This window comes from Frankia sp. AvcI1, assembly GCF_001420875.1.
Lineage (GTDB): Bacteria > Actinomycetota > Actinomycetes > Frankiales > Frankiaceae > Frankia > Frankia alni.
Window position 1 is genome coordinate 185,662 of the sequence record NZ_LJFZ01000004.1, and the last position, 25,115, is coordinate 210,776.

Genomic DNA, 25,115 nt, shown 5'->3' on the forward strand with positions numbered 1-25,115 from the left:
GCGACGGAACCCGCTCGCACCTGCGGACGCCGCTGGTAGACGATGCCGCAGATGCGAAACTGGATGCATGATAGTGCCGCTTGTACGTTGCGACCAGGTGGGGGTGTCTCGAAACCATCCGCAACTGCGGTCCGACTCCGGCCGGATCCCGTCCGCGTCACGGCCGCGGTCGGGGACCTCGCCCCGGCCCGCCCGGACGCGTGAGTGCGAAGCCGGGTGGGGCCGGTTGCGGTGCGTTCCGCACGGTCTTAGCCCTGGGTCGCGCGCATCGCACCGCAACGCCTCCCGCGCACCGCGCCGATGGTCCTGGTGGGGGTGATGGGTGTGCGGGGCGCAGGCCCACCGGGTGCCGACACGCACACGGCCCGCCCCCCTGGTGGGGTGCGGGCCGTGGACGCTGCGGGCGGGGACCAGCCGAGCCGAGCCGAGGCGCGTGCGCCGACTCGGCGTGTGGGCAGGCTCAGGGCAGGGCGTGGAAGGTGCGGTCGTGGTAGATCAGCGGGGCCGCGGCGGGATCGGTCGCCGCCTCCAGGACCAGGCCGACGATGAGGAAGTGGTCGCCGGCCTCGATCGGCGGGCGGGTGGCGCAGCGCAGCCAGGCCCGGCCGCCGTCGAGCAGCGGCTCGCCGGTGGGCAGTGCGCTCCAGCGGGTCGGTGCGGCGAACCGGTCGATGCCGCTGCGGGCGAAGCGGCGGGCGACCTCCTCCTGCTCCGAGGAGAGCAGGTTGACGACGAACGTGTCGGCGGTGCGCAGGTGCGGCCAGGCCGACGCGCTCGACGAGATCGCGAAGACGACCATCGGGGGCTCGGCGGACAGCGACGCCAGCGAGGTCGCGGTGAAGCCGACCGGTCCCACGCCGGCGTCCGTCGTGATGACGGCGACGCCCGCCGGGTGACCCCGGAAGACGGTCCGGAACAGGTCGCCGTCGACGGCGCGCGCCCTGGTGGCTCCCTGGGTCTGGCGAAGCGAGGCGGTCATACGGATGCTCCCGAGGTTCGAGGGGCGAGACGTGGTTCTGAGCGGCGAGACGTGGTTCTGAGCGGCGAGACGTGGTTCTGGGGGTGGCGCGTGGTTCCGAGCAGCGGGACCGTGCTCTGGGCGGCGGCCGTGCCCGGCGGGCAGGCTCGCCGCGGNCCGGTGGCGGCAGGAGTCCGGCTCCGGGGGTGGGCCGCGGCCTGTGGCTGGGAGCTCGGGCGCTGGAAGCCGGGTAGAGGGGGACCGGACACGTGCTGGTCAGGGCCACCGACGCCGCTACGGGCGGCAGGGGGCGCCGGCTGGAGGCGGACGTGTCACCAGGGGGCGGGCCACCCCGCGGGGCCGGGCGCGCGGCGACCGTGCGGGACGCGCCGTTCGGTAGGGCGCAGGGGCCCGCAATGCTCACGACAGTGGCATCGNCACCGAGCAGGCCTTCCCGGGGCGGACCGGNGCGGGCGCTCGCGGGCGAGAGTGACCGGGGCGGGGTGACTCAGCGGCAGGGGCGACAGAGATCGCTGTTGCTGTGCCCGAAGTCGACGTGACGCCGACGCCGCAGACGTGGCTGGTCGTCGCGACCCTCCACGCAGGCGCACGCGGACGCGCCGGCCGTAGGCCACGGAGTGAGCTGCACGCTTCCACACTAAATCCGCGCCAATGGCAGGTCAACGGACCGATCGGGGCATCCGAACCGCGGTCCGGCGGCAGCCTGCTGCCGCCGGTGGGGATACGCCGCGGCGAGGCGGGATCGACTATGACCTAGCTCACTGTTGGTGCGGATCCACACGTCGTGCGGACCCGCCGATCGCCGCCCGGTCCGCAGGCGGGGTGGGTGTGGCGCCCGGTCCGGGCGTGTTCTTCTCGCCGGACGGTGGCTCGCCGTCCGCCCGCCATTGTCCATCCGGAGACAAGTGGTATCGGGATGGGGTCCCGGGGTCGGCCCGACGAAGATCTCGGCGGCGGCGGGACCGCCGCGCCGACGGATCGCCCCACGTCGCGGGCCCGTGCACCGTTCGGCCGGCAGTCGGGGGCGGTCGGGTGCCGGTGCGTTCGCCGGGGCAGGCGCGCTCTTGGGCGCGGATCGTCGTGCCCGCTGCGCCNAACGTTGTCCCTCCCGGGATCGTCCGTATACAGATCGATGGCGTGATGGGGTGGCGGGTGGCCCCGCGTCACCGTCGGGTGAGCGGGGCGGACGCGTCACAGGGCAGGTCGGATGGGACTCGTTGTGAATTCTTGAGGCGGCTGTCTAAGGGTGCGGGCGGGATACGGAGAGCACCCCCCGGTTGGTTCTGGTGTGCGTCCCGCCTGGTACGTTTCCGTCGACAAAACCCGTGATCGTTCAGTGAAGATGCCGAAGGATCGGACCTGTACTGACTGTTGTGCTGCCGTGAGGCATGTCGTCCGCACTGATCTGGTGTGGACGTTGACGTGCCATGCAGTTGTGACGGTTCCGGCAGCGACTTCGCTGGCCGAGTCCGATACCCGATCGCGCTTGCGTGGCCGGGCGGAAATTCGTCAGAACAGTGGGATGGTCGCGGGCTCGGGAAACCTCGGCGCGATCGAGAGGCGGCTTTGACGGGTGAAGCGCACGAGACTGGGCGTGGCGGCGGTCGCTGCGGTGCTGATGCTGGCGGCCTGTAGCTCCGGCGATGCGACGGAGAGCGGAAGTTCCGCGTCCGGTTCGTGTGCTCCCGGTGTGACCGACAGCTCGATCAAAGTAGGTCTGCTCTATCCGGACACCGGGGTGATGGCCGCTCAGTTCACCGGCTACCGGGCAGGTGTGAGCGCCCGCTTCGGTGTCGAGAACGCCGCCGGCGGCGTCGACGGTCGGAAGATCGACTTTGCCTGGCAGGACGATCAGTCCGACCCCCGCGGCAACCTGCAGGGCGCCCGTGGCCTGGTCGCCCAGAACNCCTTCGCCGTCATTCAGTACACCGCGGTGTCCCAGCAGTCCNTCGCCTACCTCGACGAGGTGGGAGTGCCGGTGATCGGCGCCGCCGACCAGCCCGGCTGGGCGGCACACCGCAACACCTTCACCGTCATCCTGACCACCCAGACGGGGCAGAGCACGACGACGATCGGCGACTTCGTCCGCCAGCAGGGTGGCACCAGGGCCGCGGTCGTCGTCAGCTTTCTNAGCGAGACCGCCAAGCTCTACGCGGACGGAGTGACGAAGAGNCTGCAGCACGCGGGCATCNACGCGGTCACCCAGGACGTCGACGGCACCAACGCCGCCGACGTCGCCCGCAAAATCATCGCCTCCGGGGCCGACACGATCATCGCCGCGGCACCGCTCGACCTCTACACCGGCGTTCTGGACGCAGCCGTCAGTGCCGGGCACCCGTTCAAGGTCGCCGTGTCCGCCGTCAGCTACGACCCGCGCCTGCTCGCCCCCTACGGGCGGCAGCTCGCCGGCACCTACGCGTCGCTCTCCTACGCCGCGTTGGAACGCCACCGGCCGGTCCAGCGCCGGTTCCTGCAGGCGATGGCGGACTACTCTCCGGAGGTCTCCCCGCCCGGCCAGCAGAGTGCCATCATCGGCTGGTTGAGCGCGGATCTGTTCATCCGTGGCCTGAAGACTCAGCATGGCTGTCCTACGCGGGAGTCCTACATGAAGGGCCTGCGTGGGGTGACCGACTACGATGCCGACGGGATGCTGGTCAATAAGATCAATTACGCCACCGATCAGGGTCGGCTCGACCCGTGCTTCGACTTCGTCCGGGTCGCCGAAAGCGGTGACCATTTTGATGTCGCCAGCCCGCAGCCGCTCTGCGGCCAACGCTTCAGCACCGGTGAGTGAGGCGGGAAACCGGACCCGTGCGTTGACAGGTGCTAGCCGCGCTATGGTGTGGCCCTGTGCAGGCGCGGGNGGCGCGTCGACATGACGGCCGGCGGTGTCGAGGAAAGCAATCGACCGGTTCTCGGTGCGGATCGAACTTGCTAGAGTTCGGGCTGGGGTGGTGCTGTGGGCAGCTTTCTTGGATACGCCGTCATCAGTCTCGGGACCGGTGCGCTGTATGCCTTTGTGGCGGCAGGTCTGGTACTGATCCACCGGGGTTCCGGAGTGCTGAACCTCGGGCAGGGTGCGCTGGTGATGTTCGCGGCCTATCTGTTCCACGAGGCCGGTGATGGGTGGGGGCTGCCGACCGCGCTCGCCGCCGTCGTCGTCGTCGTGCTCACCGGGGCGGTCGCGCTGCTGTTCCACGCCGCGGTGCTGCGCCCGATGCGCCATGCCGCGCCGCTCAACCGGGTCGTCGCCACGCTGGGCCTGCTCATCGTCCTACAGGCCGCGGTGGTGCTGGCCTTCGGCGGGCAGAGCCGCTCGGTGCCGTCGTTTCTGCCGCAGTCCGTCGTCGAGGTGTTCGGCAAGCCGGTCGGGGTGCACGTCTTCGTCCGCCTCGGCGTCGTCGTCGTCCTGGTCGCCGCGCTGTGGGCGTTCTTCCGGTCCACCACCGCCGGGGCGGTCACCACCGCCGTCGCCGAGGGGCCGGCCGCGGCGGCGACCCTCGGCTGGTCGGCCGACGTGGTCGCCGGGGCCTGCTGGTTCGGCGGCGGGGTGCTCGCGGGCCTCGCCGGTGTCCTGCTCGCCCCGCTGCAGAACCCGCTGTCGTCGACGAGCCTGGTCCTGCTGGTCGTCCCCGCGTTGGCGGTCGCGCTCGCCGCCGGGTTCCGCTCGTTCCCGCTCGCGCTCGTCGGCGGGCTGCTGCTGGCGCTCGTCGAACTCCAGCTCCAGGTGCATCTGACCGGCCCGCACGACTGGGCGCAGGGGCTCGACAGCGCCCTGCCGGTCGTCGTCATCATCGCGTTGCTCGTCGCGCGGGGCAGCGGCATCCCCGACCGCGCCCACCAGGCCGAGGACCGTCCGCCGCTCGGCTCCGGGGCGATCAACCTCCCGGTGCTGGTCGGCGGGTTCGCCCTGCTGGTGGCGCTCGTCTGGCTGGTGCTGCCCGATCCGTGGGTCAACGCGGTGGCCATCCAGTCCGGGTACGCGCTGATCCTGCTGTCACTGGTGGTCCTCGTCGGCTACGCCGGCCAGCTCTCGCTGGCCCAGAGCGCGCTGGCCGGCATCGCCGCGCTCGTCGCGGGACGCCTGGTGGCGGCCGAGGGCTGGCCGTTCGCCGCCGCCCTGGTGGTCGGTGTGCTGGCCACCACCGCCGTCGGCGTGCTGTTCGCCCTGCCGGCGCTGCGCACCCGCGGCCTGCAGCTCGCCGTGGTCACCCTGGGGCTCGGCGTCACCGTCAGCGCGATCCTGTTCCAGCGTGGCTACTCCTCACCCCCCGCGGACGGCCAGAGCTCCTCGATCTTCGGGGGCGTGCTCGACCAGCAGGGCACCGTCGTCGCCACCGCCGACGCCCCGCTGCACTTCCTCGGCATCCCGGTCGACCGCACCGACGACCCGCGCGCCTACGCCACCCTGGCGCTGATCCTGCTGCTGCTCGCGGGGCTCGCGGTGTCCGCGGTGCGCCGCGGCCGGGCCGGGCGGCGGCTCATCGCGGTGCGCACCAACGAACGGGCGGCGGCGTCCCTGGGCATCAGCGTGTTCGCGGCGAAGATCTACGCCTTCGGGTTGTCCGCGGCCATCGCCGGGCTCGGTGGCGTGCTGCTCGCCTTCGCCGACCGCAACATCAGCTACGACGACGGGGACTTCCTGCCGTTCACCGGCATCCTCGTCGTCGCCTACGCCGTCGTCGGCGGCGTCGGCTACATCAGCGGCGCCGGGATCGGCGCTCTGCTCGCCCCCGCCACCCTCGGTCAGCAGCTCGCCGGCTGGCTGTCCGACCGCTTCGGCGGCTCCACCGTGCTGCCGCGCACCGTCGGCGCCGTGCTCGCCGGCCTGCTCGGGTACGGGCTCGGCGGGCTCGCCCGCGGCCAGGTCGACCGGTCCCGGCTGGCCGGTGCGGCTGGGACGGTCGGCGCCTCTGGGCAGGTCGGTNCGTCCGGGCAGGTCGGCGGCTTCGGGAAGGTCGGTGCGGCCCGGTGGACGCGCTGGCTGCCGGCCGGCGCCCTGGTCGTCCTCGCGGTGCTGGGCGTGCTGTTCGGTGACCGGCTCACCGACTGGCTGCGCGAGATCGACCGCTACCTGCCGCTGATCGGCGGGATCATCCTGCTGCTGGTGCTGATCCGCTCCGGAGGCACGGGGCTCGCCGGCGGCCTGGCCGGCCGGGCCCGCCTGCCGCTGCCCGTCCTCGTCGCCGCCCGNCTGGGTCGTTCCGACGCCGTACTCGCCGGCCCCGCGCCCGCGGCGGCACCCGTCGTCGAGGCACCGGCCGAGGCTGTGGCGGCCGAGGAGGCGGCGGCCGAGGAGGCGGCGGCCGAGGAGGCGGCGGTCGAGGGGGCGGCGGTCGAGGCCGACGTCCCGGCCACCGCGGAGTCGGCGCCCCCACAGGACGCGGTGGCCGCGCCGCAGGCGCTGCGGGTGCGGCCGGCGACGCTGACCGTCGAGGACGTCACGGTGCGCTGGGGCGGAGTCGTCGCCGTGGACGGCGTCGGGTTCGAGGTGGCGCCGGGCACCGTCGTCGGGCTCATCGGTCCCAACGGCGCCGGCAAGACGACGATCATCGACGCCATCACCGGGTACGCGGCGACGGCGGCGGGCACGGTCCGGGTGGGCGACACCCGCCTGGACGGGCTGCGGGCGCATCGCCGGGTGCGGGCGGGGGTGAGCCGGTCGTTCCAGAACCTCGAACTGTTCGAGGACCTCACCGTCGCGGAGAACCTGCGCGCCGCCAGCGACCCGCGCGACCTCGCCGCCTACGTCACCGGCCTGGTCTGGCCGGGCAACCGCCCGCTGAGCGCCCCCGCCCAGGCCGCGGTCCGCGAGTTCGGCCTGGCCGACGCGCTGGACACGCCGGTGTCGGCGTTGTCCTACGGGCGCCGCCGGCTGGTGGCGATCGCCCGCGCCGTCGCGACCGCGCCGTCCGTGCTGCTGCTCGACGAGCCGGCCGCCGGTCTCGACGAGCGCGAAAGCGCCGAGCTGGCCGTGCTCGTGCGCCGCCTGGCCGACGAGTGGGGGATCGCCGTCCTGCTCATCGAGCACGACATGCCGTTCGTCATGGGAGTCTGCGACCGGCTGGTGGTCCTCGAGTTCGGCCGCCGGATCGCCGAGGGCGCGCCGGCGGACATCCAGGCCGATCCCGCCGTCATCGCCGCCTACCTCGGCCACCCCGACGAACCGACCGCGGACAGCACCGCCGACGACCAGGCGGGCAGCGACACCGAGACCCCTCCGGCCGACGATCCGCCGGCGGCGGCGGCGGCGGTGGCGGTGGCGGTGGCGCAGGCTGCCGCGGCGGGGTCGTCGGCGCCGGCGGACGAGCCTCTCGTCGAGGAGTCGCCGGCGGTGGGGGATGCGGTGGGGGATGAGGCCGCCGCGGGGGGCGATGGAGCCGCCGCGGACGGAGTGGGCGCCGGCGGCCCCGAGGAGGAGATCGTCGTGGCCCAGGCCAGCGCACCGGAGCAGACGGCCGGCGACGGAGCCGGGAACGGCTCGGCCGGCGATACAGCGGTCGGGGACGGGAAGGACGGTGCGGCGCTGGCCGTGCCGGTCGGCGAGGCGGCGGCGGTGCCGCCGGTGGCTGGAGGTGCCAGGTGAGCGTCGTCGGATGCCGCCAACTTGCCGTCGGGTACGGCGCCGGGCCCGTCGTGGCCGGGCTCGACCTCGAGGTCGCCCGCGGGGAGGTGGTGGCCTTGCTCGGCCCGAACGGCGCCGGCAAGACCACCACGCTCATGGCGCTGGCCGGCGCCCTGACCCCCAGCGAGGGGACCGTCACCTGGCAGGGGGAGCCGACCACGGCGCCGCTGCACCGGCGGGCCCGGCAGGGCCTCGGCGTCGTGCTCGAGGAGCGGGCCGTCACCCCGTCGCTGACCGTCCGCCAGAACCTGCGCATCGGCGGCGTCGACCCGCAGTCCGCGCTGGCCGACTTCCCCGAGCTCACCGAGCATCTCGATCGCCGCGCCGGGCTGCTCTCCGGCGGCCAGCAGCAGCTGCTCACCCTGGCCCGGGTACTGGCCCGGCGGCCGGTGGCGCTGCTCGCCGACGAGCTTTCGCTCGGCCTCGCCCCGCAGGTGGTGGCTCGTCTGCTGGGCGCCCTGCGCGCCGCCGCCGACGAGGGGCTGGCCGTGCTGCTCGTCGAGCAGCACGTCCGCGCGGCGTTGCGGGTCGCGGACCGGGCCGTGGTGCTCAGCCGCGGGCGGGTCCGCTGGTCCGGACCAGCCGCCGAGGCCCGCGCGGACCCGGCGCTCGTCGAACAGGGCTACCTGGCCTGACAGCCCGCTCACCTGATCCACGCGCCTGGCCGCCAGCCGGCNGACCTGATCGCCGGCGTGTCCGACAGCCCGCCTGCCAGACCATCTTCCTTCTGCCTGGCCCGATCGCCCCCGTCCGTGCCCCGGGCGGAAGTCCCACTGATCCTGGAGGAACAGCACATGCCAGACGACACCGCGGGCGCGGCGGCGCCCGCCGACGGCGGCCACGGCCTGCGGGCCGCGACGCTGGACTGGCTCGAGTTCGAACGCCAGCGCGCCGAGGACCCGCGCGCCTACTTCTCCCGGCTGCGGGCGAAATGCCCGGTCGACTACGACGAGGGGCACGAGGGCTGGATCCAGATCCTGCGCCGTGCCGAGATCGACGAGGTCCTGCGCAACCCCGAGGTGTTCTCCAACCTCATCCCCGAGCTGATGAGCAGCCCGCTGCCCGCCATCCCGATGGGCGTCGACCCGCCCGACCACGCCAAGTACCGGCGCATCCTCGACCCGCTGTTCTCCCCGCGGCGGATGGCCGCCCTGGAGGCCGAGGTCGTGGCGAACACGGTCGCCACGATCGAGAGTTTCCTCGACCGCGGCAGCTGCGACTTCGCCACCGACCTCGCGGTCCCGCTGCCCTGCTCGGTGTTCCTCACCCTGTTCGGGCTGCCGCAGTCCGAACTGCCGGGCCTGCTGCACATGAAGGACGCGCTGATCCGGCCGGAGTCGCTCACCGACGACCCCGACGAGAAGCTGCGGATCCAGACCGAGGCCGGCACGCAGGTGTTCACCCTGTTCGGGACGGTCCTCGCGCAGCGCCGCGCCGAGCCCCGCGACGACCTCATCACCGAGCTGCTCAAGGCCGAGATCGAGGGCCGGCCGCTGACCGAGCCGGAGCTGCTCGGGATCTGCTTCATGCTCATGATGGCCGGCCTGGACACCGTCACCATCAGCCTCACCTGCATCCTCGCCTACCTGCTGGAGCACCCCGAGGCGCGGCAGCGGATCGTCGCCGACCCGGAGACGATCCCGGCCATCGTCGAGGAGCTGCTGCGCTGGGAGACCCCGGTGATGGCCGTCCCGCGGATCGTCACCCGTGACACCGAGGTCGCCGGCTGCCCGGTTCGGAAGGGCGAGATGGTCCACGTGATGCTGGCCTCGGGCAACCTCGACCCCGACGCGGACCCGCGGGCCGGCGTCGTCGACCTCGACCGGGCCGACAAGCGGCACCTGGCCTTCGGCGGCGGCCCGCACCGCTGCCTGGGCTCCCACCTGGCCCGGATGGAGCTGCGCACCGTCCTGCGCGAATGGCACCGGCTCATCCCCGAGTACTCCCTGGCGCCCGGGGCGAGCATCACCTGGAACGGCTCGACACTGCGCGGCCTGGACTCGCTGGCGCTGACCTGGCCGACGGACGCGGGGCAGGCATGAGGCTCACGATCGACACCGCCCGCTGCCAGGGGCACGGCCGCTGTTACGACCTCGCCCCCGAGCTGTTCACCGACGACGACAGCGGCTACGGCGAGGTGACCGTCGCGGACGTGCCGGCCGACCGGGTGGAGCTGGCCCGGCGCGCGGCGGAGGCCTGCCCGGAGCGGGCCGTGCTGCTCGACGNGGTGTAGAGCCCCCGGCGGGGTGCGGAGCGCCCCGGCGGGGTGGAGGAACGGCGGCGAGTTGCGAGTTGAGAGTGGGTTCGGGCAAGAGATGAGGAAGACGATGCGGTCCAGAAGCGCGATGGCGGCGCTGGCGGTGGGGGCCACGCTGGCCCTGGCCGCGTGTGGTTCGTCCGGAACGACGGGGGAGTCGTCGCCGGCCGCGGACGGCCCGAAGGCCAGCCCGGTGAAGCTGTTGTCCATCGTGCCGCTGACGACGCCGACGACGAACTTCCCGGAGCAGGCCGGAGCGGCCAAGGCCGCCGTGCGCGCGCTGAACAAGCGCGGCGGCATCAACGGCCATCCCGTGCAGATCGACGTGTGCGACTCGAAGAACGACCAGGCCGCGGGCGAGGCCTGCGCCCAGAAGGCGGTGAACGGCAAGTACCTCGCCGTCGTCTCCGCCTTCAGCACCGCGGGCGGCATCAACGCCATCCTCGAGAAGGCCGGGATTCCCAGCATCGGCGCCTCGGGCATCGCCGGCGACGGCTCGGACCTCACCTCGAAGATCAGCTTCGTCTACCAGCCGGCGTCGACGTACTACGAGGCCGTCTGCGCGCCGCTGCTCAAGGACACCGCCAAGATCAGCAAGATGGGGGTCGTCAACTACGACATCGCCGCCGCCGCCCGCCTCGGGGTGCTGGCCGGGCTCGGCGGCAAGTCCGCCGGGGTCGGCACGCAGGAGATCAAGGTGNCGGTGACGACGAGCGACTACGCTCCCGTCGCGGCCCGGATCACCGACGCCGGCGCCCAGGGCGTCACGATGGGCCTGGCCGAGCCCAGCTCGATCGGCCTCATCCAGGCCGGCGGGGACAAACTGAGCTACTGCCACGCCGCGGGCACCATCTCGGACGCGAACCTGGTCAAGCTCGGGCCCGCCGCGAAGAACTTCTACGCCGTCGGCGCGTTCCCGCTGCTCAACCAGAGCGCGAAGTACCCGGAGCTGACCCGGCTGCAGTCCGAGCTCGACGCGGACTTCGCCGCCGGGGACTCCGACGCGGCGAAGAACCTGCGCCACTCCACCTCCACCATCGGCGGCTGGCTGGCGGTGCAGATCGTCGAGCAGGTCGGCAAGAAGGTCACCGGTGACCTCACCGCCAAGTCCCTGCTGGCGCAGCTCAACCAGACCAAGGGCCTGGACCTGCAGCTCGTCCCGCCGCTGGACTTCACCAAGCCCAACCCGGTTCCCGGGCTGACCCGGCTGTTCAACAACACCCTGCTGGGGCAGCGCTGGGACCCGGCGAAGAAGACCTTCCTCGCCACGGGCAGGTCCTACGACGGCCAGAAGATCCTTACCGCCGGCGCCAAGTGACCCCGTCGGGTCCCGTCCGCGGGACCTGACGCCAGCCGGCTCCGGCCGGCGCGCCTCGCCCTGGGCCGGGCCGACTCCCCGAGGTGGGGTGGTCGGCCCGGCCCGGCGCGTTTGACACGATGGCGCCTTCGTCTGCGACCCCGACCCCGACCCCGAGCCCCGCCTGCGGTTCCGCGGAACCGCGCCCTGCTGCCGGGCGCGGCAACAACGGTGATCCTGGTGTTCCGCGGCGCCGCGCCCAGGCCGTCCGTGCCTCGACCGGTCTGGATCACGTGGCGCGGGCAGGCCGTCAGCTCGCGAGGGGATGTGCGGCCTGGGACACCGAGGTGGAGGCCGGCGGCTGGGGGTCGGGCACGCCGTGGGCGAGCAGGAACGTGCGCACGCCGGCCTGCACGGCGCGACGCACGACGTCGTCCGCCGCCGGGCGGGTGCCGTTCTCGGTCAGTTCGGGGATCTGCGCGTTGATGAGCGCGAAGAACTGGCGGGCGGCCAGCGCCGGATCCGCGACCTGCAGCAGCCCGGCGTTGCCGAGCATCGCCAGGCGCCCGGTGAGCGCGTCGAGGATCGGGTCGCCGGCCTTCTCCCGCACCGTGCGGTAGATCTCGGGATCGCGGGCGGACTCGGCGGCGATCGTGCGGTACAGGAACATCGAGCAGCTGCTGCGCTGGCACTCCACCAGCTTCACGCCCACCTCGAACAGGCTCGCCTGCCAGCGCTCGGGGGAGACGTCGAGGGTCTGCAGCACGCGCAGCGCGTCGCCGTTCTGCTCGACGGCGGAGTCGGCGACGGACTCGCGGAACAGGTTCTCCTTGCCGCCGAAGTAGCTGTAGATGGTCGGCTTGGACACTCCGGCCGCGGTGGCGATCGCGTCCACGCTCGCCCGCTCGTACCCCTGCGTGCCGAAGATCGGCGCCGCGGCGTCGAGGATGGCCCGGCGCTTGTCGACGCCGCGCTGCCGTCCCGCCATCGGGTCCCACCCTCACCTCTGCCGTCGACGCTGCCCTCCTTACTGTAGGCCGCTCTGGCCTTACTAAACCGTGTAGTTTAGTCTGGTCTCATGAGCGTAAAGGAAGCCTGCGGGGAGCCAGGAGCCACGGCGCCCGTCCCCGCCGTCGTCCCCGCGGCCGGCCCGACGCCGACGTCTCCACCGTCGCCCGATCCGGCCTCGGCATCCGGGTCGCCGGTGCGCACCGGGCCGGCCCTGGTCGCGCTCGCGGGCGCGGCGCTGCTCGCCGTGCTCGACGGCACCGTCGTCGCCGTGGCCCTCGACCCGCTGGCCCACGCCTTCTCCGCCCCGCTGACCACCGTCGTCTGGGTGACGATCGCCTACCTGCTCGCCGCGGCGACGGCGCTGCCACTGCTCGGCTGGGCAAGTGCCCGCTTCGGCGGGCGCACGGTGTTCCTCACCGGCCTCGGCCTGTTCCTGCTCGGCTCGCTGCTGTGCACGGTGGCCCGCTCGCCGGGGATGCTCATCGGCTTCCGGGTGCTGCAGGGCTTCGGCGGCGGCCTGCTCGAACCGAGCGCGATGACCCTGTCCGCGGCGCTGGCCACCCGGGAGTCGATGGGGCGGGTGCTCGGCGTGATGTCCACGGTCGTCAACGTCGCGCCCGCCGCCGGCCCGATCCTCGGGGGCCTGCTGCTGGAGACCGGCCACTGGCAGTGGCTGTTCGCGGTCAACATCCCGCTCGGGCTGCTGGTGGGCGCCGCCACCCTGGCCTACGTCCCCGCCGGCCGGCCCGACCCCGCGGCGGCGCGCCCCGGCGCCGACCTGCGCGGCCTGGCCCTGCTCACCGCGGGTTACCTCGGCGTGCTGTTCGCGGTCAACCGGGCCGGCGAGCAGTCCGGCGACTGGCCGGTGCCGGCCGCCGCGGCGGGCGGGATCGTCCTGCTCGTCGCCTATGTCCGCCGTGCCTTCACCACGACGGCCGTCCCCGCCCTCGACCTGCGGCTGCTGCGCCGGCCCGGATTCGCCGCCAGCGTCGCCGTGATGGGCCTGGTCGGACTGATCATGTACGGGCAGACGACCGCGCTGCCGGTGGTCGGCCTCGACCAGCACGGCCTGCACGGCTTCGACCAGGGGCTGCTGGTCTGCGCCCTCGGGTTCGGGCTGCTCGTGTCGATGACGACCGGCGGGCGGCTCAGCGACCGCCTCGGCGCGCGTTCCCTCGTGCGTTCCGGCGCCGTCGCCAGCGCCGTGCTGCTGGCGACCTTCGCGGCGAGCGCCGAGCACCTCCCGCTCGCCGCCGCGTGTGCGCTGTTCGTCGCCGTCGGGCTGAGCTTCGGCCTCACCGCCTCCCCGACGGTGGCCAGCCTGTACCGCACGCTGCCGCCGGCCGAGCAGCCGCAGGGCACGACCTCGATCTTCATGGCGGTGCAGTTCGCCGCGTCGCTCGGCGTCGCCCTGCTGACCCTGCTGCAGGCGCGCGCCGGCGCCGACTGGGTGACGGCCCTGTTCGCCCTGTTCGCCGGAGCCGCCGCCGGCATCGGCCTGCTCGCCGCCCGGCTGCCAGGCCGGCCCGGCTGACCCGACCCGGCGGCCNCCACATCGTCGCCACATCCGGCGGGTCCTACCATCGATCCATGCGGGTCCTGGTCGTGGAGGACGAGGTGCGCACCGCCGCGGTGCTGCGCCGGGGCCTCGTCGAGGAGGGGTACGCCGTCGACGTCGTCGGCGACGGGATCGACGCCGTCTGGCGGGCCACCGAGATCGCCTACGACGCGATCGTCCTGGATCTCATGCTGCCCGGCATCGACGGCTTCGAGGTGTGCCGCCGGCTGCGCGCCGGCCATCGCTGGGCGCCCGTGCTCATGCTCACCGCGCGTGTCGACGTCGACGACCGCATCCGCGGCCTGGACGCCGGCGCCGACGACTACCTGCCCAAGCCGTTCAGCTTCGGCGAGCTCACCGCCCGGCTGCGCGCGCTGGTCCGCCGCGGCGCGGTGCACCGGCCCGTCGTGCTGCGCGCCGGCGCGGTCGAACTCGACCCGGCCGGGCACCGGGTCTGGCGGGGCGGGGAGCCGGTCGACCTGTCCGCCAAGGAGTTCGCCCTGCTGCACCTGCTGCTGCGCCATCCCGACCAGGTGCTCACCCGCACCTACATCACCGAACACGTCTGGGACGACGCGTTCGACGCCACCTCCAACATCGTCGACCAGTACGTCCGCTACCTACGCCGCAAGATCGACCTGCCGCCGGCGCCCTCGCTCATCGAGACGGTCCGCGGGGTCGGCTACCGCCTGTGCGTCCCGCTCACGCCGCTGCCGGCGGGGTCGGCGTTGCCGGCGGGGTCGGTGCCGCCGGCCGCCGGCACCGGGACGTAGTCCGACGTGCCGCTGCGGGTCCGGCTGACCCTGCTGTTCGCGCTCGGCACCGCGCTGGTGCTGCTGCTCGCCGGCACGCTGTTCTACCTGCTGCTGCGGGCGAACCTGCGCGACGCCGTCGACACGGATCTGCGAACCCGGGCCGACGTGCTCACCGCGCGCCTCGCCGACCGGTTCGCCGCCGACGAGCCGGTACCCGGCCGCGAGGACCCGGCCGCCCTGCTCGCCGGGGCCGGTTCCATCGCCCAGGTCCTCACCCCCGAGGGGCGGCCGCTGGCCTCCTCGACGGACGCCGGGCCGGCCCCCCTGCTCACCGCCGACGAACGGGCCCGGGCCCGGTCCCACCCGGTCTGGATCGCCGGCGACGCCGACGGCGGGGCCCTGCCCGCCGGGCGGGCGCGCCTTTACGCCGTCCCGGTGCGCACCGCGGCCGGCGGGAGCGGGAGCCCGCTCGTCGCCGTCGTCGGCAGCCCGACCCACCTCACCGACCGCGCCGAGGATCGGGTCCGCAACGTGATGGTCGCGGCGACCGCACCGCTGATCGCGCTGTCCGGGCTGGCCGCCTGGCTGCTGTCCGGCGCCGCGCTGCGCCCGGTGGACCGGATGCGCCGCCAGGCCGCCGAGATGGCGGCCTCCGACCTCGGGACGGCCGGCGGCGGGTTCCAGCTGGCGGTGCCGGCCACCCGCGACGAGATCGCCGCCCTGGCCCGCACCATGAACGACCTGCTGGCCCGGCTGCACGCCGCCCGCGCCCGCGACCGCGCCTTCGTCGCCGACGCGGGCCACGAGCTGCGCACCCCGCTGACCGTGCTGCGCGCCGAGCTGGAGCTGGCCGACCGCCCGGGACGCTCGGCCCGGCAGCTGCGCGAGGCGATCCACACCGCCGCCGAGGAGACCGACCGGCTGATCCGCCTCGCCGAGTCACTGCTCACCCTGGCCCGGATGGACGGCGGCCACATCCGGCGCGGACCGCTCGCCCTCGACGAGCTGCTCGACCGCTCCGCGCGCGCCGCCGCCGGCTACGCGGCCTCGCGCGGCCTGCGCCTCGACGTCACGGTGCCCGCCGGCGACCGGCCGCTGACCGCGTTCGGCGACCCGGACCTGCTGCGCCAGGCCGTCGACAACCTGCTCGCCAACGGGGTGCGCCACGCTCCGCCCGGCAGCGCCGTCGAGCTGCGCGGGCACCGCGCGCCGGGGCACGCCGACGGCTCGCCCGGCGTCGTCGTGGTTCAGGTCCGCGATCACGGCGCCGGCTTCCCCGCCGCCTTCCTGCCCCACGCGTTCGAGCGGTTCCGCCGGGCGGACGCCGCCCGCGCCCGCGACGACGGCGGTGCCGGGCTCGGTCTGTCCATCGTCGCGGCGATCGCCGCGGCCCACGGCGGCACCGTCGAGGCGGCCAACGACCCGGCCGGCGGCGCCCTCGTCACGATCATCCTGCCCGCCACCCCCGGCTCACCCGCCACCCCCGGCTCACCCGCCACCCCCGGCTCACCCGGCATCTCCGGCCCACCCGGCGTCTCCGGCCCCTCCGGCGTGCCCGACCTGCCCGACCCGCCCCTCGGTGGGTCGGATGCGGGAGGGTGAGCGCGTCCGCGGGGACGGAAACGGTCGACGACCTCCTGCATCACCGCCCGCGGCGCGGCACCGCCGAGCGCGTCNCATCGAGTAACGGTCCGGCGGCCTCATGTGTGCACACTGGTGGTGGACGTCGGGGACGCCGTCGCATGTCCCGGATCGGCGGGCGGCCGGTGTCCGCGTCCGCAGCGCGGGTCGTCCGTCCCGCCCCGGCCGGAGGAGGAGATCCACCGTGCAGATCGTCGTCATCGGCGGAACAGGGCTCATCGGCGCGAAGCTCGTGCAGCGGCTGACCGGGCACGGGCACAGCGCGGTCGCCGCCTCGCCGAGCACCGGTGTGAACACCCTGACCGGCGACGGGCTCGCCGAGGCGCTCACCGGCGCCGACGTCGTCGTCGACGTGTCCAATGCGCCGTCGTTCGCCGATNAGGCGGTACTGGAGTTCTTCCGGACGTCGACGGCGAACATCCTCGCCGCCGCGGCCGCCGCCGGCGTCGGGCACCTGGTCGCGCTGTCGGTGGTGGGGACCCGACGGCTGGCCGAGAGCGGCTACTTCCGAGCCAAGATCGTCCAGGAGGAGCTGATCGGGCAGGGGGACCTGCCGTACTCGATCGTCCAGGCGACGCAGTTCTTCGAGTTCGTCGGCGGCATCGCCGACGCCGCCACCGTCGAGGGCATGGTCCGCCTGGCGCCGGCGCCGTTCCAGCCGATCGCCGCCGCCGACGTCGCCGCCGCCGTCGGTGTCACCGCGGCCAGCACGCCGGTGCTGGGCACCGTCGAGGTCGCCGGCCCACAGCGGTTCCGCCTCGACGAGCTCGTCCGCCAGCACCTGGCGAGCCGCGGCGACCCCCGCCCGGTGGTGACCGACCCGCAGGCCCGCTACTTCGGCGCCCGCCTGGACGACGACACCCTGCTCCCCGGGCCGGACGCGCTGTTCGCCCGAACCCGGTTCGAGGACTGGCGGGCCGTCACCGGCACCGCCGCCGGCCGCTAGCCGGAGCGCCCGGCCCGCCGCCCCCGGGCCTGCACCCGCCGCAGGCCGGGCGGCGCCGATCCCTGACCAGGAGCCAGGATTCGGTGACGGATCCGGCTGGCTCGTTCCGGCTTCGCGGGGTCCGGGGTTACCGTCGACGCGGTGCGACGTCGATCGTGGACGGAGAGTCAGCATGGCGTGGAACAAGCACGGTGCGTCGGGTGGTGGGGCCTCGACCGGCCGTGACGGCATCAAACGCGGCGGTAGGGACGGCTCCGCGGGATCGAAGGGCAACCCGGACACGGAGAAGGACTACGACAAGCGGGGCGCGAAATCCCGGTCGCCCGACCTCGACGAGGTGGAGATCGCGGACTGCCCCGCCTGCAACGGAACTGGGCGGATCCAGACCGACCGCGCCGAGACCGACGAGGACGGCCAGTTCGTCGGCACCCAGGAGAAGAGGTGCGAGGCCTGCTCCGGCGAGGGCCGGATCAGGAAGAAGCAGTGACCGCGCCGGAGCCCCAGGAGCCGCTCGTCTCGTTCATCTCGCTGGTGGCGTGCAACAAGTGTCGCCGCCGTCGGGGCGCCCAGTTCGTGCGGTCCGGCAGCGTCGAGCCGGTTCCCGTGCGGGGAACCTGCCCGCACGGGAAGCCCTTGCGCGTGCTGTGGGCGCCGGGGCAGGGGCCGGGTTCGGCGCCGCCGGACGACCAGCCGCCCGAGGACCGGTCGCCGGGTCCACCGTCACCGGGGGAGCGCCGTCAGGGCCCGGTCTGACCTGGGGGTCGACGCGCCCGCTCGTCGGACGCGCGGTCAGGGTTCGGTCCGAGCCCCACGCTGGTCGCGGCGCAGCGGGTGCTCGGGCGGGATCTCCACGACGACGATGGGGATACCGTCCGGGTCCTCGATCCACATCTCGTCGAGCCCCCACGGTTCCCGCTGCGGGTCGCGGACGATCGGAACACCCGCGGCGGCGAGCCGGTGGTGCTCGGCGGCGAGGTCGCGCACCTGCAGCCACAGGCGCACCCGCCCCGCACCGCCACCGGTCGGCTCCTCGGCGCGGCCGGAGACCTCCAGCAGGCTCTGCCCGAGGAAGAACACNAGGCCGGGATCGTCCGGCGGCCCGAACTCCCGGTAGATCGCCAGCCCCAGGGTGTCCCGGTAGAACCGCCGGCTACGCCCCGGGTCGACCGGCCTGATGAGAATCCGACTGCTGAGAACCTCCATCCCCACAGTCTTCCCCCGCCGACTCGTCCTGTTCAGGCTCGTGCCAGCCCGGTTCGCGGCGCAGCACCCGGCGCGCCTGCGCCGTGGTCGGCGCTACGGCGCCGCCGCGGGTGCGCGCACGGCGATCGCCTGGAGTTCGACGAGCACGACGGGCAGCGCGAAGCCGGTGACCAGAGTGGTCCGCGCCGGCGGGTCGGCGGGCCAGGCCGCGGTGAAGGCGCTGTCCCACAGCGGGAAGNCCGCCGGGCGGGCCAGGAACGCCTCCACCCGCAGCGCGTAGCGCAGGTCGCTGCCGGCCGCGCGCAGGACGTCGCGCAGCGCTGCCAGGGCGCCGTCGATCTGCTGGCGGACGTCCGGGGTGGTGGCGGGCGTCAGGCCGGGGCGCAGCAGGTCGGGGCAGATCACGCCGGAGGTGACGACGAGGTCGCCGTGGCCGGCGGCGCCCGAGATCGACGGGAGCTGGCCGGGCACCCTCGTGATCACGGCCGGCTCCGGGGAAGCTGGCCGGACACTACGGCGATCACGGCCGGCTCCGTTGCAGGGCCGCGGGGGTCAGCTCGGTCACCGAGCCGTGCCCAAGCAGGGTCAGCACGGTGACCATCTCCTCGTGCAGCAGGGTCAGCACGCGGGCCACCCCGGCCTCGCCGCCCGCGGCCAGCCCGGCGGCGGCCAGCCGGCCGATGACCACGGCGCGCGCACCGAGGGCGAGGGCCTTCACGACGTCCGTGCCGCAGCGCACCCCGCTGTCGAGCAGGACCTCGGCGCGGCCGTCGGCGGCCGCGACGACCTCGGGGAGCTGGTCGAGCGCGGCAGGGGTGCCGTCGAGCTGGCGTCCGCCATGGTTGGACACGAGGACGGCGGCGGCGCCGGCGTCGATGGCGGCGCGGGTGTCCTGCGCGGTGAGGATGCCCTTCGCGATCCACGGCAGGTCGGTGTGGCGCATCAGCCCGGCCAGCCGGTCCCAGGTCCAGACGGGTTCGTCGCGGGCGAAGAGCTNGCCGAAGACGTCCTGGGCGGCGACGTCGCCGCCCGGCGGGTAGTTGCCGGTGATCATCCGCAGGTCGACGGTGAAGCGGTTGCGCAGGTTGCGCTCGCGCCACCCGGCGGTCGGGCAGTCGACGGTCACGCACACGGCCGCGTAGCCGGCGCGTTCGATGCGCTCCAGCATGCGCACGAAGTTGCCTTCGGTGCCCATGGGGTGCAGTTGCGCCACACGGGCCGCGGCGGGCGCGGCCTGGGCGACGCTCTCGATCGAGTGGGTGCCCGCCTCGGGGACGATGCTCAGCGTCCCGCACCGGGCGTTCGCCCGGGCCACGGCCAGGTGGCCGTCGGTGTCGAAGAACCCGTCGGTGCCGAACGGCGCCGTCAGCACCGGCAGGCGCATCGGCAGGCCGAGCACGGTGGTCGCGGTCGACGGCACCGGGTGGCCGCTCATGACCCGGGGACGGAACTGCCAGCCGCCGAACGCGTCGCGGTTGGCCCGCAGCGTCGTCTCCTGCCCGGCGCCGCCGGCGAGGAAGTCCCACACGTCGCGGGGCAGCACCGCCTGCGCCGCCGCGCGGATCTCCGTCAGCGTCGGGAACCGCCCGGCGATCGGGTCGCCCCTCTCCGCGGCCACCAGCCCGGCCGCCACCAGCCCGGCCTCGGTCTGGCCGACCTGCGCGCCCTCCGTCTGGCCGATCTCCGTCTGGCCGATCTCGGTCTGGCCGACTCCCGCCGTGGTCGTCATCAGGCGACCTTCTCGATCAGCGCGCTGCGGTCGCTCAGCGCGTCCCCGGCGCCGGTGATCCTGTCGATCAGCCCGCCTACCGTCATCTCGGACTTCTCCGTCCCGTCGTAGTCGGCGATCACCCGTCCCCGGCTCATCACCAGCAGCCGGTCGCCCAGGGCGAGCGCGTGATCCATGTTGTGGGTGACCATGACCGTGGTGGCGCCCAGCTCGCGCACCAGCTCGGTGGTCAGCGCGAGCACGGTGGCGGTCGTGCCCGGGTCCAGCGCCGCCAGGTGCTCGTCGAGGAGCAGCACCGACGGGGCGCTCAGGGCGGCCATCACCATCGTCAGGCTCTGACGCTGGCCCGCCGAGAGCAGCCCGACGCGGTCGGCGAGCCGGTTCTCCAGCCCCAGACCCAGGCCGGCGACGTGCTCGCGCATGACGGCGCGGCGCCGGGCGGTCACGGCGAACCGCAGCCCGCGCGCCCGCCCGCGGGCCATCGCCAGCGCCAGGTTGTCCTCGATGGACAGCTCCGGCGCGGTGCCCGCCCGCGGATCGTCGAAGACCCGGGCGATCCAGCCGGCACGGCGGTGGTCGGGCAGCCGGGTGACGTCGCGGCCGTCGAGGTGAACCCGGCCGCGGGTCGGGCGGGCCGCGCCGGAGATCGTCTGGATCAGGCTCGACTTCCCGGCGCCGTTCGTGCCGACGACGGTCACGAACTGCCCGCGGTCGAAGGTGACGTTGAGGTTGCGCAGCGCCACGACCTCGTCGGCGCGCCCGGCGTTGTAGATCAGGTCGATGTCGGCCAGTCGCAGCATCAGGCGGCCTCCTGCCGGACGGCGGTGCTGGTCGAGCGGGTGGTGTGGGCGAGCGTGCGGGCGAGGCCGCCGAGCACGCCGAGGTAGCGTTCGGCGGCGATCGCCACGAGCAGCGTCAGCGCCGTGACCCCCCGCAGGTCGCCCGCGGGCAGCCCCACCCGCAGCGCACCGACCAGGACCAGCCGGTAGGCCAGTGTGCCGACCAGGACGCAGCCGACGATGCGCAGCAGCTTCGACCCGGACGGCCGGACGAACAGCTCGCCGAGCAGCACCGCGCCGACCCCGGCGACGAAGGTGCCCGCGCCCATGTTGACGTCGGCGTATCCCTGGTACTGCACGGCGAGGCTCGCGCCGAGCCCGGCCAGCCCGTTGGCGAGCACGAGCGCCAGCACGGTCAGGCGGCGGTCGTTGACGCCCTGGCTGCGGGCCATCCGCGCGTTGACACCGGTGGCGCGCAGCGCCAGGCCCAGCTCGGTGCGCAGGAACAGGCCGAACGCGACGAGCACCACGGCGACGACCCCGGCCATCACCCCGGAGGTGGCAAGGTCGGCCTGACGGCCGGACAGCGACCCGAAGCCGCTGAACAGCGTCCCCCGCGTGCCGAGGCTCAGCGTGGGGGTGTCGAGCACGTGCAGGTTCACGCTGAACAGCCCGATGCTCATCACCAGCCCGGCGAGCAGCACCGGAACCCGCAGCAGCAGGTGGATCAGCGCCGTGACGGCGCCGGCGGCGGCCGCGCCGGCCGTCCCCGCCAGCAGCGCGAGCCAGCTCGGCCAGCCGTGCACCAGCGTCAGCGCGCACACCGCGCCGCCGGTGACGAAGCTGCCCTCCACGGTGAGGTCGAAGTCGGCGCGAAGGCGGAAGACGGTGTAGATGCCGAGGAACACCGGCACCAGCGGCAGGCCGGTGACCAGCATGTCCAGCAGGACCTGGATCATCACTGCACCGTCGCCGCGCTCAGCAGATCCGCCGGCAGGGTGATCCCGAGCTTGGTCATGGTGGCCTTCTGGACGGTGAACCCGACGCCCGACGGCTGACCGAAGGCGACCTCGGCGGCGGGCGTGCCCGTCAGCACCTTCGCGGCGGCGTCGGCGGCCAGCCGGCCGAGGGAGGGATAGTCCGGACCGATGCTGGCCAGGATGCCCGCGACGGTGGCGTCCCCGCCGACGACGTAGACCGGCAGCTTCCCGCCGGCCGCGGCCGAGCCGACGACGGGCAGCGCCGACAGCACGGTGGCGTCGGGGCCGATGAGCTCGGCGTCGACCCGCCCGGTGAGGCTGCGCGCGGCGCTGGGCACGTCCTGGGCGCCGGAGATCGTCGACTCCACCACGCTCACCCCGGGGTACTTCGCCACCGCGGCGCGCAGTGCCTTGATCCAGACCTGCATGTTCTGGTTGGACGGGTCGTAGATCGTCCCGATGCGCTTCGGTGCCGGCGTGATCTTCATGATCGACCGGAGCAGCACGGCGGGATCGACGTAGTCGACGCTNCCGGTGACGTTCTTGCCCGGCCGGTCGAGACTCTCGGCGACCTTCGCGCCGACCGGGTCGCCCATCGCCAGGGCGAAGATGGGCTTGTNCTGCGTCTGCTGCGCCAGAGCGACCACGGCGGGGGTACCGATGACGGCGACGCCGTCGGAGTCCGACTGGGCGAAGGTCCGGGAGATGCTGGTGATGAGGCTCTGGTCGCCCTGGGCGTTCTTCACGTCGAAACTGACCGGGCGAGGGGCGAGTTTCGTTTTCAGTTCCTGCTCGAAAGCGGCCACGGTCTGGTCGATGACGGTCGCGCTGGCGAGTTGGAGCACGCCCACGTGCACCGTCTTCGCGGTGGCGGCGGAGGAGGCGCCGGTGCCCGCCGGGGAGCCGTCGCCGCCGGAGGATCCGCAGGCTGCCAGGGAGATCGCCGCGGCCAGGCAGGAGGCGACGGCCGGCGCGAGAACGCGTCCGCCGCGCCGGCCGTGGGCGCGAGGCCCGGGTGTCAATGCGGTAACGGCCATGTGACATCACTTTCGGGGAGCGGGGAAAGGGATTGAACTGGCGATCTTCTCGCGGACATGGGAAGATTTTCGCGTGTTGCCAGAGTCTTGAGGTCGGCCCGGATGACTGTCAAGGCGCGAAACATGAGATTAACTTCCCAGGTTATGGGTTAACATTGATGTCGGTGCGCGCGGACGGCGGTGCGCACCATCGGCGGTGCGCGTCGACGGCGGTGCACGTCGACGGCGGCGAGGGGGAGCGGATGGCGGGGCCGAGACCGGGACTGCGGCGGGACACCCAGGAGACCCGCGACCGGCTGCTGGCCGCGGTCGGCGAGCTGCTCGCAGAGTCGGGCCCCACCTTCGGCCTGCCCGAGCTCGCCCGCCGCGGCGGCGTGGCCACGGCCACCGCCTACCGGCACTTCGAGACGATCCACGACGCGCACCGCGAGTTCCTGCTGCAGCTCACCGGCCGGCTCACCGACCGGCTGCGGTCGGTGCCCCCCACCTGGACCCCGCGGCGGCGTTTCGACGCCGCCTGCGAACGGTGGGCCGAACAGGCCGCGGACTGGGGCCCGGCGGCGGTCCACATCCGCAGCTGGCGGGGTTTCCTGGAGCGCGTCCACCTCGGCGACGAGCCCACCGGCGCGCTCTACGCCGCCCTGGAGCCGATCGTGCGCGACCTCATCGAGCACGGGGAGCTTCCCGACCAGGACGTCGAGTACGCCGTCCTCGTCTGGATCACGATGTTCGACGAGCGGGTGATCGTCGACCTGCGGGAGTCGAAGGGCTGGCCGCTGCAGCGCCTGGCCGCCGTCCTCGGCCGCAGCGTCCTGTCCGCCCTGGGCGGCACCGCCGGCTGAGGTGACTCAGGACTCTTCCTTCTGGCATTCCCGGAAGCCCTCCGGGCTGTAGCAGGGCGGGTGCCCCTGGGCCCGCATCACGTCCTGGCCTCTGCCTCGGGCCAGATAGTTGAGGAAGCTGGCCGCGAGGNAGCCCGGGGGCGGTTGGCCGTAGGTGTAGGCGTATTCGACGCCGATGAAGGGATAGGGTCCGCTGACGGAGGGTGCCAGGCCGTCCAGGGTCAGGGCGTGCAGGTTCCGGTGAGTCTGGGCGGTGTGCAGATCGCTGTAACCGATGGCACCCGGCACGTCGTCGACGGTGTCCAGTACCTGGTCGGTCCTGCTGAGTTCGCAGCGGAGTTTTCCCGTGTCCTGAGGGTTGAGCGGCGTCTTGCAGTCGATGGAGTTGGCGCTCAGTGGAAAGGCCCCGCCGAGAACGCGCTGCCGGAAGACCTCCCGGGTTCCGGAGTCGCTGGAACGGCTGACGATTCTGAGGGGAATGTCGGCCTGACCGACGCTGCGCCAGCTGTCGACGTCCCCGCGGTAGATGCTGCGTACCTGCTCGCTCGTCAGACCCGGGACGTGCACGTCGTTGTTCACGACGACGGCGAAGGCGGTCAGCCCGACCGCGAGCTTGTCCAGGTGCGTGGAGAGATTCGACTGACCGTCCGAGACGGTGATGAGTGCCGGCGACCCGCTCGCGGCCTTTGCGCCCGCCTGCACGAGTGCCCGGAGCCCCTCCTCGCTGCCGTTCGCCGTCACCGTGATCGTGGAACCCGGGCAGTCCGACTGGTACATCCGGGCCACCTCCTGCGTGACCGGTGCGAAGNCCGTGGAGCCGTTGAGGTCGAGGCGTCCCGTGGCGCAGCCGACCGGAGGCGGCGCCGGGGCGGGGGAGGCGTCCTCGCCGGTGACGATGATGCTCGCCAGCGCGACGACGCCGACGGTGAGCACGCTGGTGATCCACCGGGAGGGCCGGCTGAACAGCGGTGGCTTGTCGTCGACCGTCGTGCTGCGGTTGCGCTCGACCTTGCCGTCCCGGATCCCGCCNATGACCGCGACCTCGCTGCCGACACCGCCGCCGCTGAGCAGCACCAGCAGCTTGTAGTGCTGTCCGCGGTTGAGCGGGACCCGGGGAAGGTAGATCCTGCCGCCGTCGTGTGCCATGCCGTTCGACGGCGTGAAGTGGTCCATGAGGTGCTCGTCTCCGGGTTCGGTGACGGCGACCCCCCGGACGGTTCGTTCGGTGAAGACGGCGGTGAGTCCGTGCGGCTCATGGCTGGTGTAGTCGGTGTCGGTGATGCTCTGCGCGCCGTCGTTTTCGATGCGAAGCAGGACGAGGGTGGCGTCGGACATGTCGGGGAGGTCGTTGAACAGACCGAGCCGAATGTTCGCCCGAGGCGGACCGTGCCGGTTGTCGCTGCCGATGGGCATGTCCATCTGCACGCGGTAACCGATCCGCTTTCGGCGCGGAACTCGTCGCTCGTACCAGATCCC

At 73.6% G+C, this 25,115-nt stretch carries 20 protein-coding genes and 11 pseudogenes; 17 read left to right on the forward strand and 14 right to left on the reverse strand.

What is annotated here, in order from left to right; translation table 11 throughout:
* Nucleotides 1–460 precede the first annotated feature (460 nt).
* Entirely contained in the window at nucleotides 461–979 is a 519-nt protein-coding gene (locus UK94_RS06140; RefSeq protein ID WP_011604971.1) for a flavin reductase family protein, read from the reverse strand.
* A 1,618-nt stretch (nucleotides 980–2,597) separates the two neighbouring features.
* Here UK94_RS06140 and UK94_RS41560 point away from each other — a divergent pair.
* The 10 genes and pseudogenes from UK94_RS41560 to UK94_RS41610 all read left to right on the forward strand — a co-directional run.
* Nucleotides 2,598–2,885, forward strand: a 288-nt coding sequence (locus tag UK94_RS41560; RefSeq protein WP_235486799.1) for an ABC transporter substrate-binding protein, incomplete at its 3' end; no start/stop codon positions are given.
* A gap of 43 nt (nucleotides 2,886–2,928) precedes the next feature.
* Nucleotides 2,929–3,109 (forward strand): annotated as a pseudogene (locus UK94_RS41570) (branched-chain amino acid ABC transporter substrate-binding protein); the annotation flags it as partial.
* Between the two features lie 62 nt (nucleotides 3,110–3,171).
* Nucleotides 3,172–3,773 (forward strand): annotated as a pseudogene (locus UK94_RS41585) (ABC transporter substrate-binding protein); the annotation flags it as partial.
* Nucleotides 3,774–3,938: 165 nt separating this feature from the next.
* Nucleotides 3,939–5,906 (forward strand): annotated as a pseudogene (locus UK94_RS41590) (ABC transporter); the annotation flags it as partial.
* 543 nt (nucleotides 5,907–6,449) lie between these two features.
* Entirely contained in the window at nucleotides 6,450–7,565 is a 1,116-nt protein-coding gene (locus UK94_RS41595; RefSeq protein ID WP_268761233.1) for an ABC transporter ATP-binding protein, read from the forward strand.
* Nucleotides 7,562–8,239 (forward strand): ATP-binding cassette domain-containing protein, encoded by a 678-nt coding sequence (locus UK94_RS06155; RefSeq protein ID WP_041939398.1) that lies wholly within the window; start codon nucleotides 7,562–7,564, stop codon nucleotides 8,237–8,239. The genes UK94_RS41595 and UK94_RS06155 overlap by 4 nt, the downstream gene beginning before the upstream one ends.
* Before the next feature lie 675 nt (nucleotides 8,240–8,914).
* Nucleotides 8,915–9,646, forward strand: coding sequence for a cytochrome P450 (locus UK94_RS41600; protein WP_235486805.1), 732 nt, complete (start codon nucleotides 8,915–8,917; stop codon nucleotides 9,644–9,646).
* The coding region (locus tag UK94_RS06165; protein ID WP_235486683.1) for a ferredoxin at nucleotides 9,643–9,829 on the forward strand (187 nt) is incomplete at its 3' end. The genes UK94_RS41600 and UK94_RS06165, both read left to right, overlap by 4 nt.
* Nucleotides 9,830–9,931: 102 nt before the next feature.
* Nucleotides 9,932–10,561: ABC transporter substrate-binding protein (locus UK94_RS41605; protein ID WP_235486685.1), on the forward strand; the 630-nt coding region annotated here is incomplete at its 3' end.
* A gap of 1 nt (nucleotide 10,562) precedes the next feature.
* Nucleotides 10,563–11,179: pseudogene (locus UK94_RS41610) on the forward strand (ABC transporter substrate-binding protein); the annotation flags it as partial.
* 289 nt (nucleotides 11,180–11,468) lie between these two features.
* Here UK94_RS41610 and UK94_RS06175 read toward each other — a convergent pair.
* Nucleotides 11,469–12,146 (reverse strand): TetR/AcrR family transcriptional regulator, encoded by a 678-nt coding sequence (locus UK94_RS06175; protein WP_011604960.1) that lies wholly within the window; start codon nucleotides 12,144–12,146, stop codon nucleotides 11,469–11,471.
* A gap of 90 nt (nucleotides 12,147–12,236) precedes the next feature.
* Here UK94_RS06175 and UK94_RS06180 point away from each other — a divergent pair, with 90 nt between their 5' ends.
* From UK94_RS06180 to UK94_RS06200, 6 genes and pseudogenes are all read left to right on the forward strand, one after another.
* Complete coding sequence (locus UK94_RS06180; protein WP_235486687.1) at nucleotides 12,237–13,703, forward strand: MFS transporter; 1,467 nt, start codon at nucleotides 12,237–12,239, stop codon at nucleotides 13,701–13,703.
* A gap of 56 nt (nucleotides 13,704–13,759) precedes the next feature.
* The gene (locus UK94_RS06185) at nucleotides 13,760–14,500 is read left to right on the forward strand and encodes a response regulator transcription factor (RefSeq protein ID WP_011604958.1); all 741 of its coding nucleotides are present in this window, start codon (nucleotides 13,760–13,762) and stop codon (nucleotides 14,498–14,500) included.
* 6 nt (nucleotides 14,501–14,506) lie between these two features.
* Nucleotides 14,507–16,084 (forward strand): ATP-binding protein, encoded by a 1,578-nt coding sequence (locus UK94_RS06190; protein ID WP_055749054.1) that lies wholly within the window; start codon nucleotides 14,507–14,509, stop codon nucleotides 16,082–16,084.
* Between the two features lie 223 nt (nucleotides 16,085–16,307).
* Nucleotides 16,308–16,502: NAD-dependent epimerase/dehydratase family protein (locus tag UK94_RS41615; protein WP_235486689.1), on the forward strand; the 195-nt coding region annotated here is incomplete at its 3' end.
* 1 nt (nucleotide 16,503) lies between these two features.
* Nucleotides 16,504–17,069: pseudogene (locus tag UK94_RS06195) on the forward strand (NmrA family transcriptional regulator); the annotation flags it as partial.
* 172 nt (nucleotides 17,070–17,241) lie between these two features.
* On the forward strand, nucleotides 17,242–17,556 hold the full coding sequence (locus UK94_RS06200; protein WP_011604955.1) for a hypothetical protein: 315 nt from the start codon (nucleotides 17,242–17,244) through the stop codon (nucleotides 17,554–17,556).
* 302 nt (nucleotides 17,557–17,858) lie between these two features.
* On the opposite strand, the gene UK94_RS06210 is transcribed toward UK94_RS06200, so the two are convergent.
* The 9 genes and pseudogenes from UK94_RS06210 to UK94_RS41645 all read right to left on the reverse strand — a co-directional run.
* Nucleotides 17,859–18,146: VOC family protein (locus tag UK94_RS06210; RefSeq protein WP_235486691.1), on the reverse strand; the 288-nt coding region annotated here is incomplete at its 5' end.
* A gap of 1 nt (nucleotide 18,147) precedes the next feature.
* Nucleotides 18,148–18,272, reverse strand: a pseudogene (locus UK94_RS41620) (VOC family protein); the annotation flags it as partial.
* Between the two features lie 520 nt (nucleotides 18,273–18,792).
* Nucleotides 18,793–19,268 (reverse strand): alpha-hydroxy acid oxidase (locus UK94_RS41625; protein WP_235486693.1); only part of this gene is annotated, 476 nt, incomplete at its 5' end.
* Between the two features lies 1 nt (nucleotide 19,269).
* Nucleotides 19,270–20,001: pseudogene (locus tag UK94_RS41630) on the reverse strand (alpha-hydroxy acid oxidase); the annotation flags it as partial.
* Nucleotides 20,001–20,801 carry an ATP-binding cassette domain-containing protein gene (locus UK94_RS06225; protein WP_011604950.1) on the reverse strand — a complete coding sequence of 267 codons (801 nt, stop codon included), beginning with the start codon at nucleotides 20,799–20,801 and terminating at the stop codon, nucleotides 20,001–20,003. The gene UK94_RS06225 and the pseudogene UK94_RS41630, both read right to left, overlap by 1 nt.
* Nucleotides 20,801–21,739 carry an ABC transporter permease gene (locus tag UK94_RS06230; RefSeq protein WP_011604949.1) on the reverse strand — a complete coding sequence of 313 codons (939 nt, stop codon included), beginning with the start codon at nucleotides 21,737–21,739 and terminating at the stop codon, nucleotides 20,801–20,803. The genes UK94_RS06225 and UK94_RS06230 overlap by 1 nt, the downstream gene beginning before the upstream one ends.
* Nucleotides 21,739–22,290, reverse strand: a 552-nt coding sequence (locus tag UK94_RS41635; protein ID WP_268761219.1) for an ABC transporter substrate binding protein, incomplete at its 5' end; no start/stop codon positions are given. The genes UK94_RS06230 and UK94_RS41635, both read right to left, overlap by 1 nt.
* 1 nt (nucleotide 22,291) lies before the next feature.
* Nucleotides 22,292–22,379 (reverse strand): annotated as a pseudogene (locus UK94_RS41640) (ABC transporter substrate-binding protein); the annotation flags it as partial.
* Nucleotide 22,380: 1 nt separating this feature from the next.
* Nucleotides 22,381–22,797, reverse strand: a pseudogene (locus UK94_RS41645) (hypothetical protein); the annotation flags it as partial.
* A gap of 158 nt (nucleotides 22,798–22,955) precedes the next feature.
* Between UK94_RS41645 and UK94_RS06240 the strand changes: the two are divergent.
* Complete coding sequence (locus tag UK94_RS06240) at nucleotides 22,956–23,639, forward strand: TetR/AcrR family transcriptional regulator (RefSeq protein ID WP_200912748.1); 684 nt, start codon at nucleotides 22,956–22,958, stop codon at nucleotides 23,637–23,639.
* Nucleotides 23,640–23,645: 6 nt separating this feature from the next.
* On the opposite strand, the gene UK94_RS72950 is transcribed toward UK94_RS06240, so the two are convergent.
* From UK94_RS72950 to UK94_RS75810, 3 genes and pseudogenes are all read right to left on the reverse strand, one after another.
* Nucleotides 23,646–23,769 (reverse strand): hypothetical protein (locus UK94_RS72950; protein ID WP_268761234.1); only part of this gene is annotated, 124 nt, incomplete at its 5' end.
* Between the two features lies 1 nt (nucleotide 23,770).
* Nucleotides 23,771–24,447: pseudogene (locus UK94_RS41650) on the reverse strand (substrate-binding domain-containing protein); the annotation flags it as partial.
* 1 nt (nucleotide 24,448) lies between these two features.
* Nucleotides 24,449–24,572: pseudogene (locus UK94_RS75810) on the reverse strand (hypothetical protein); the annotation flags it as partial.
* Between the last annotated feature and the right edge of the window lie 543 nt (nucleotides 24,573–25,115).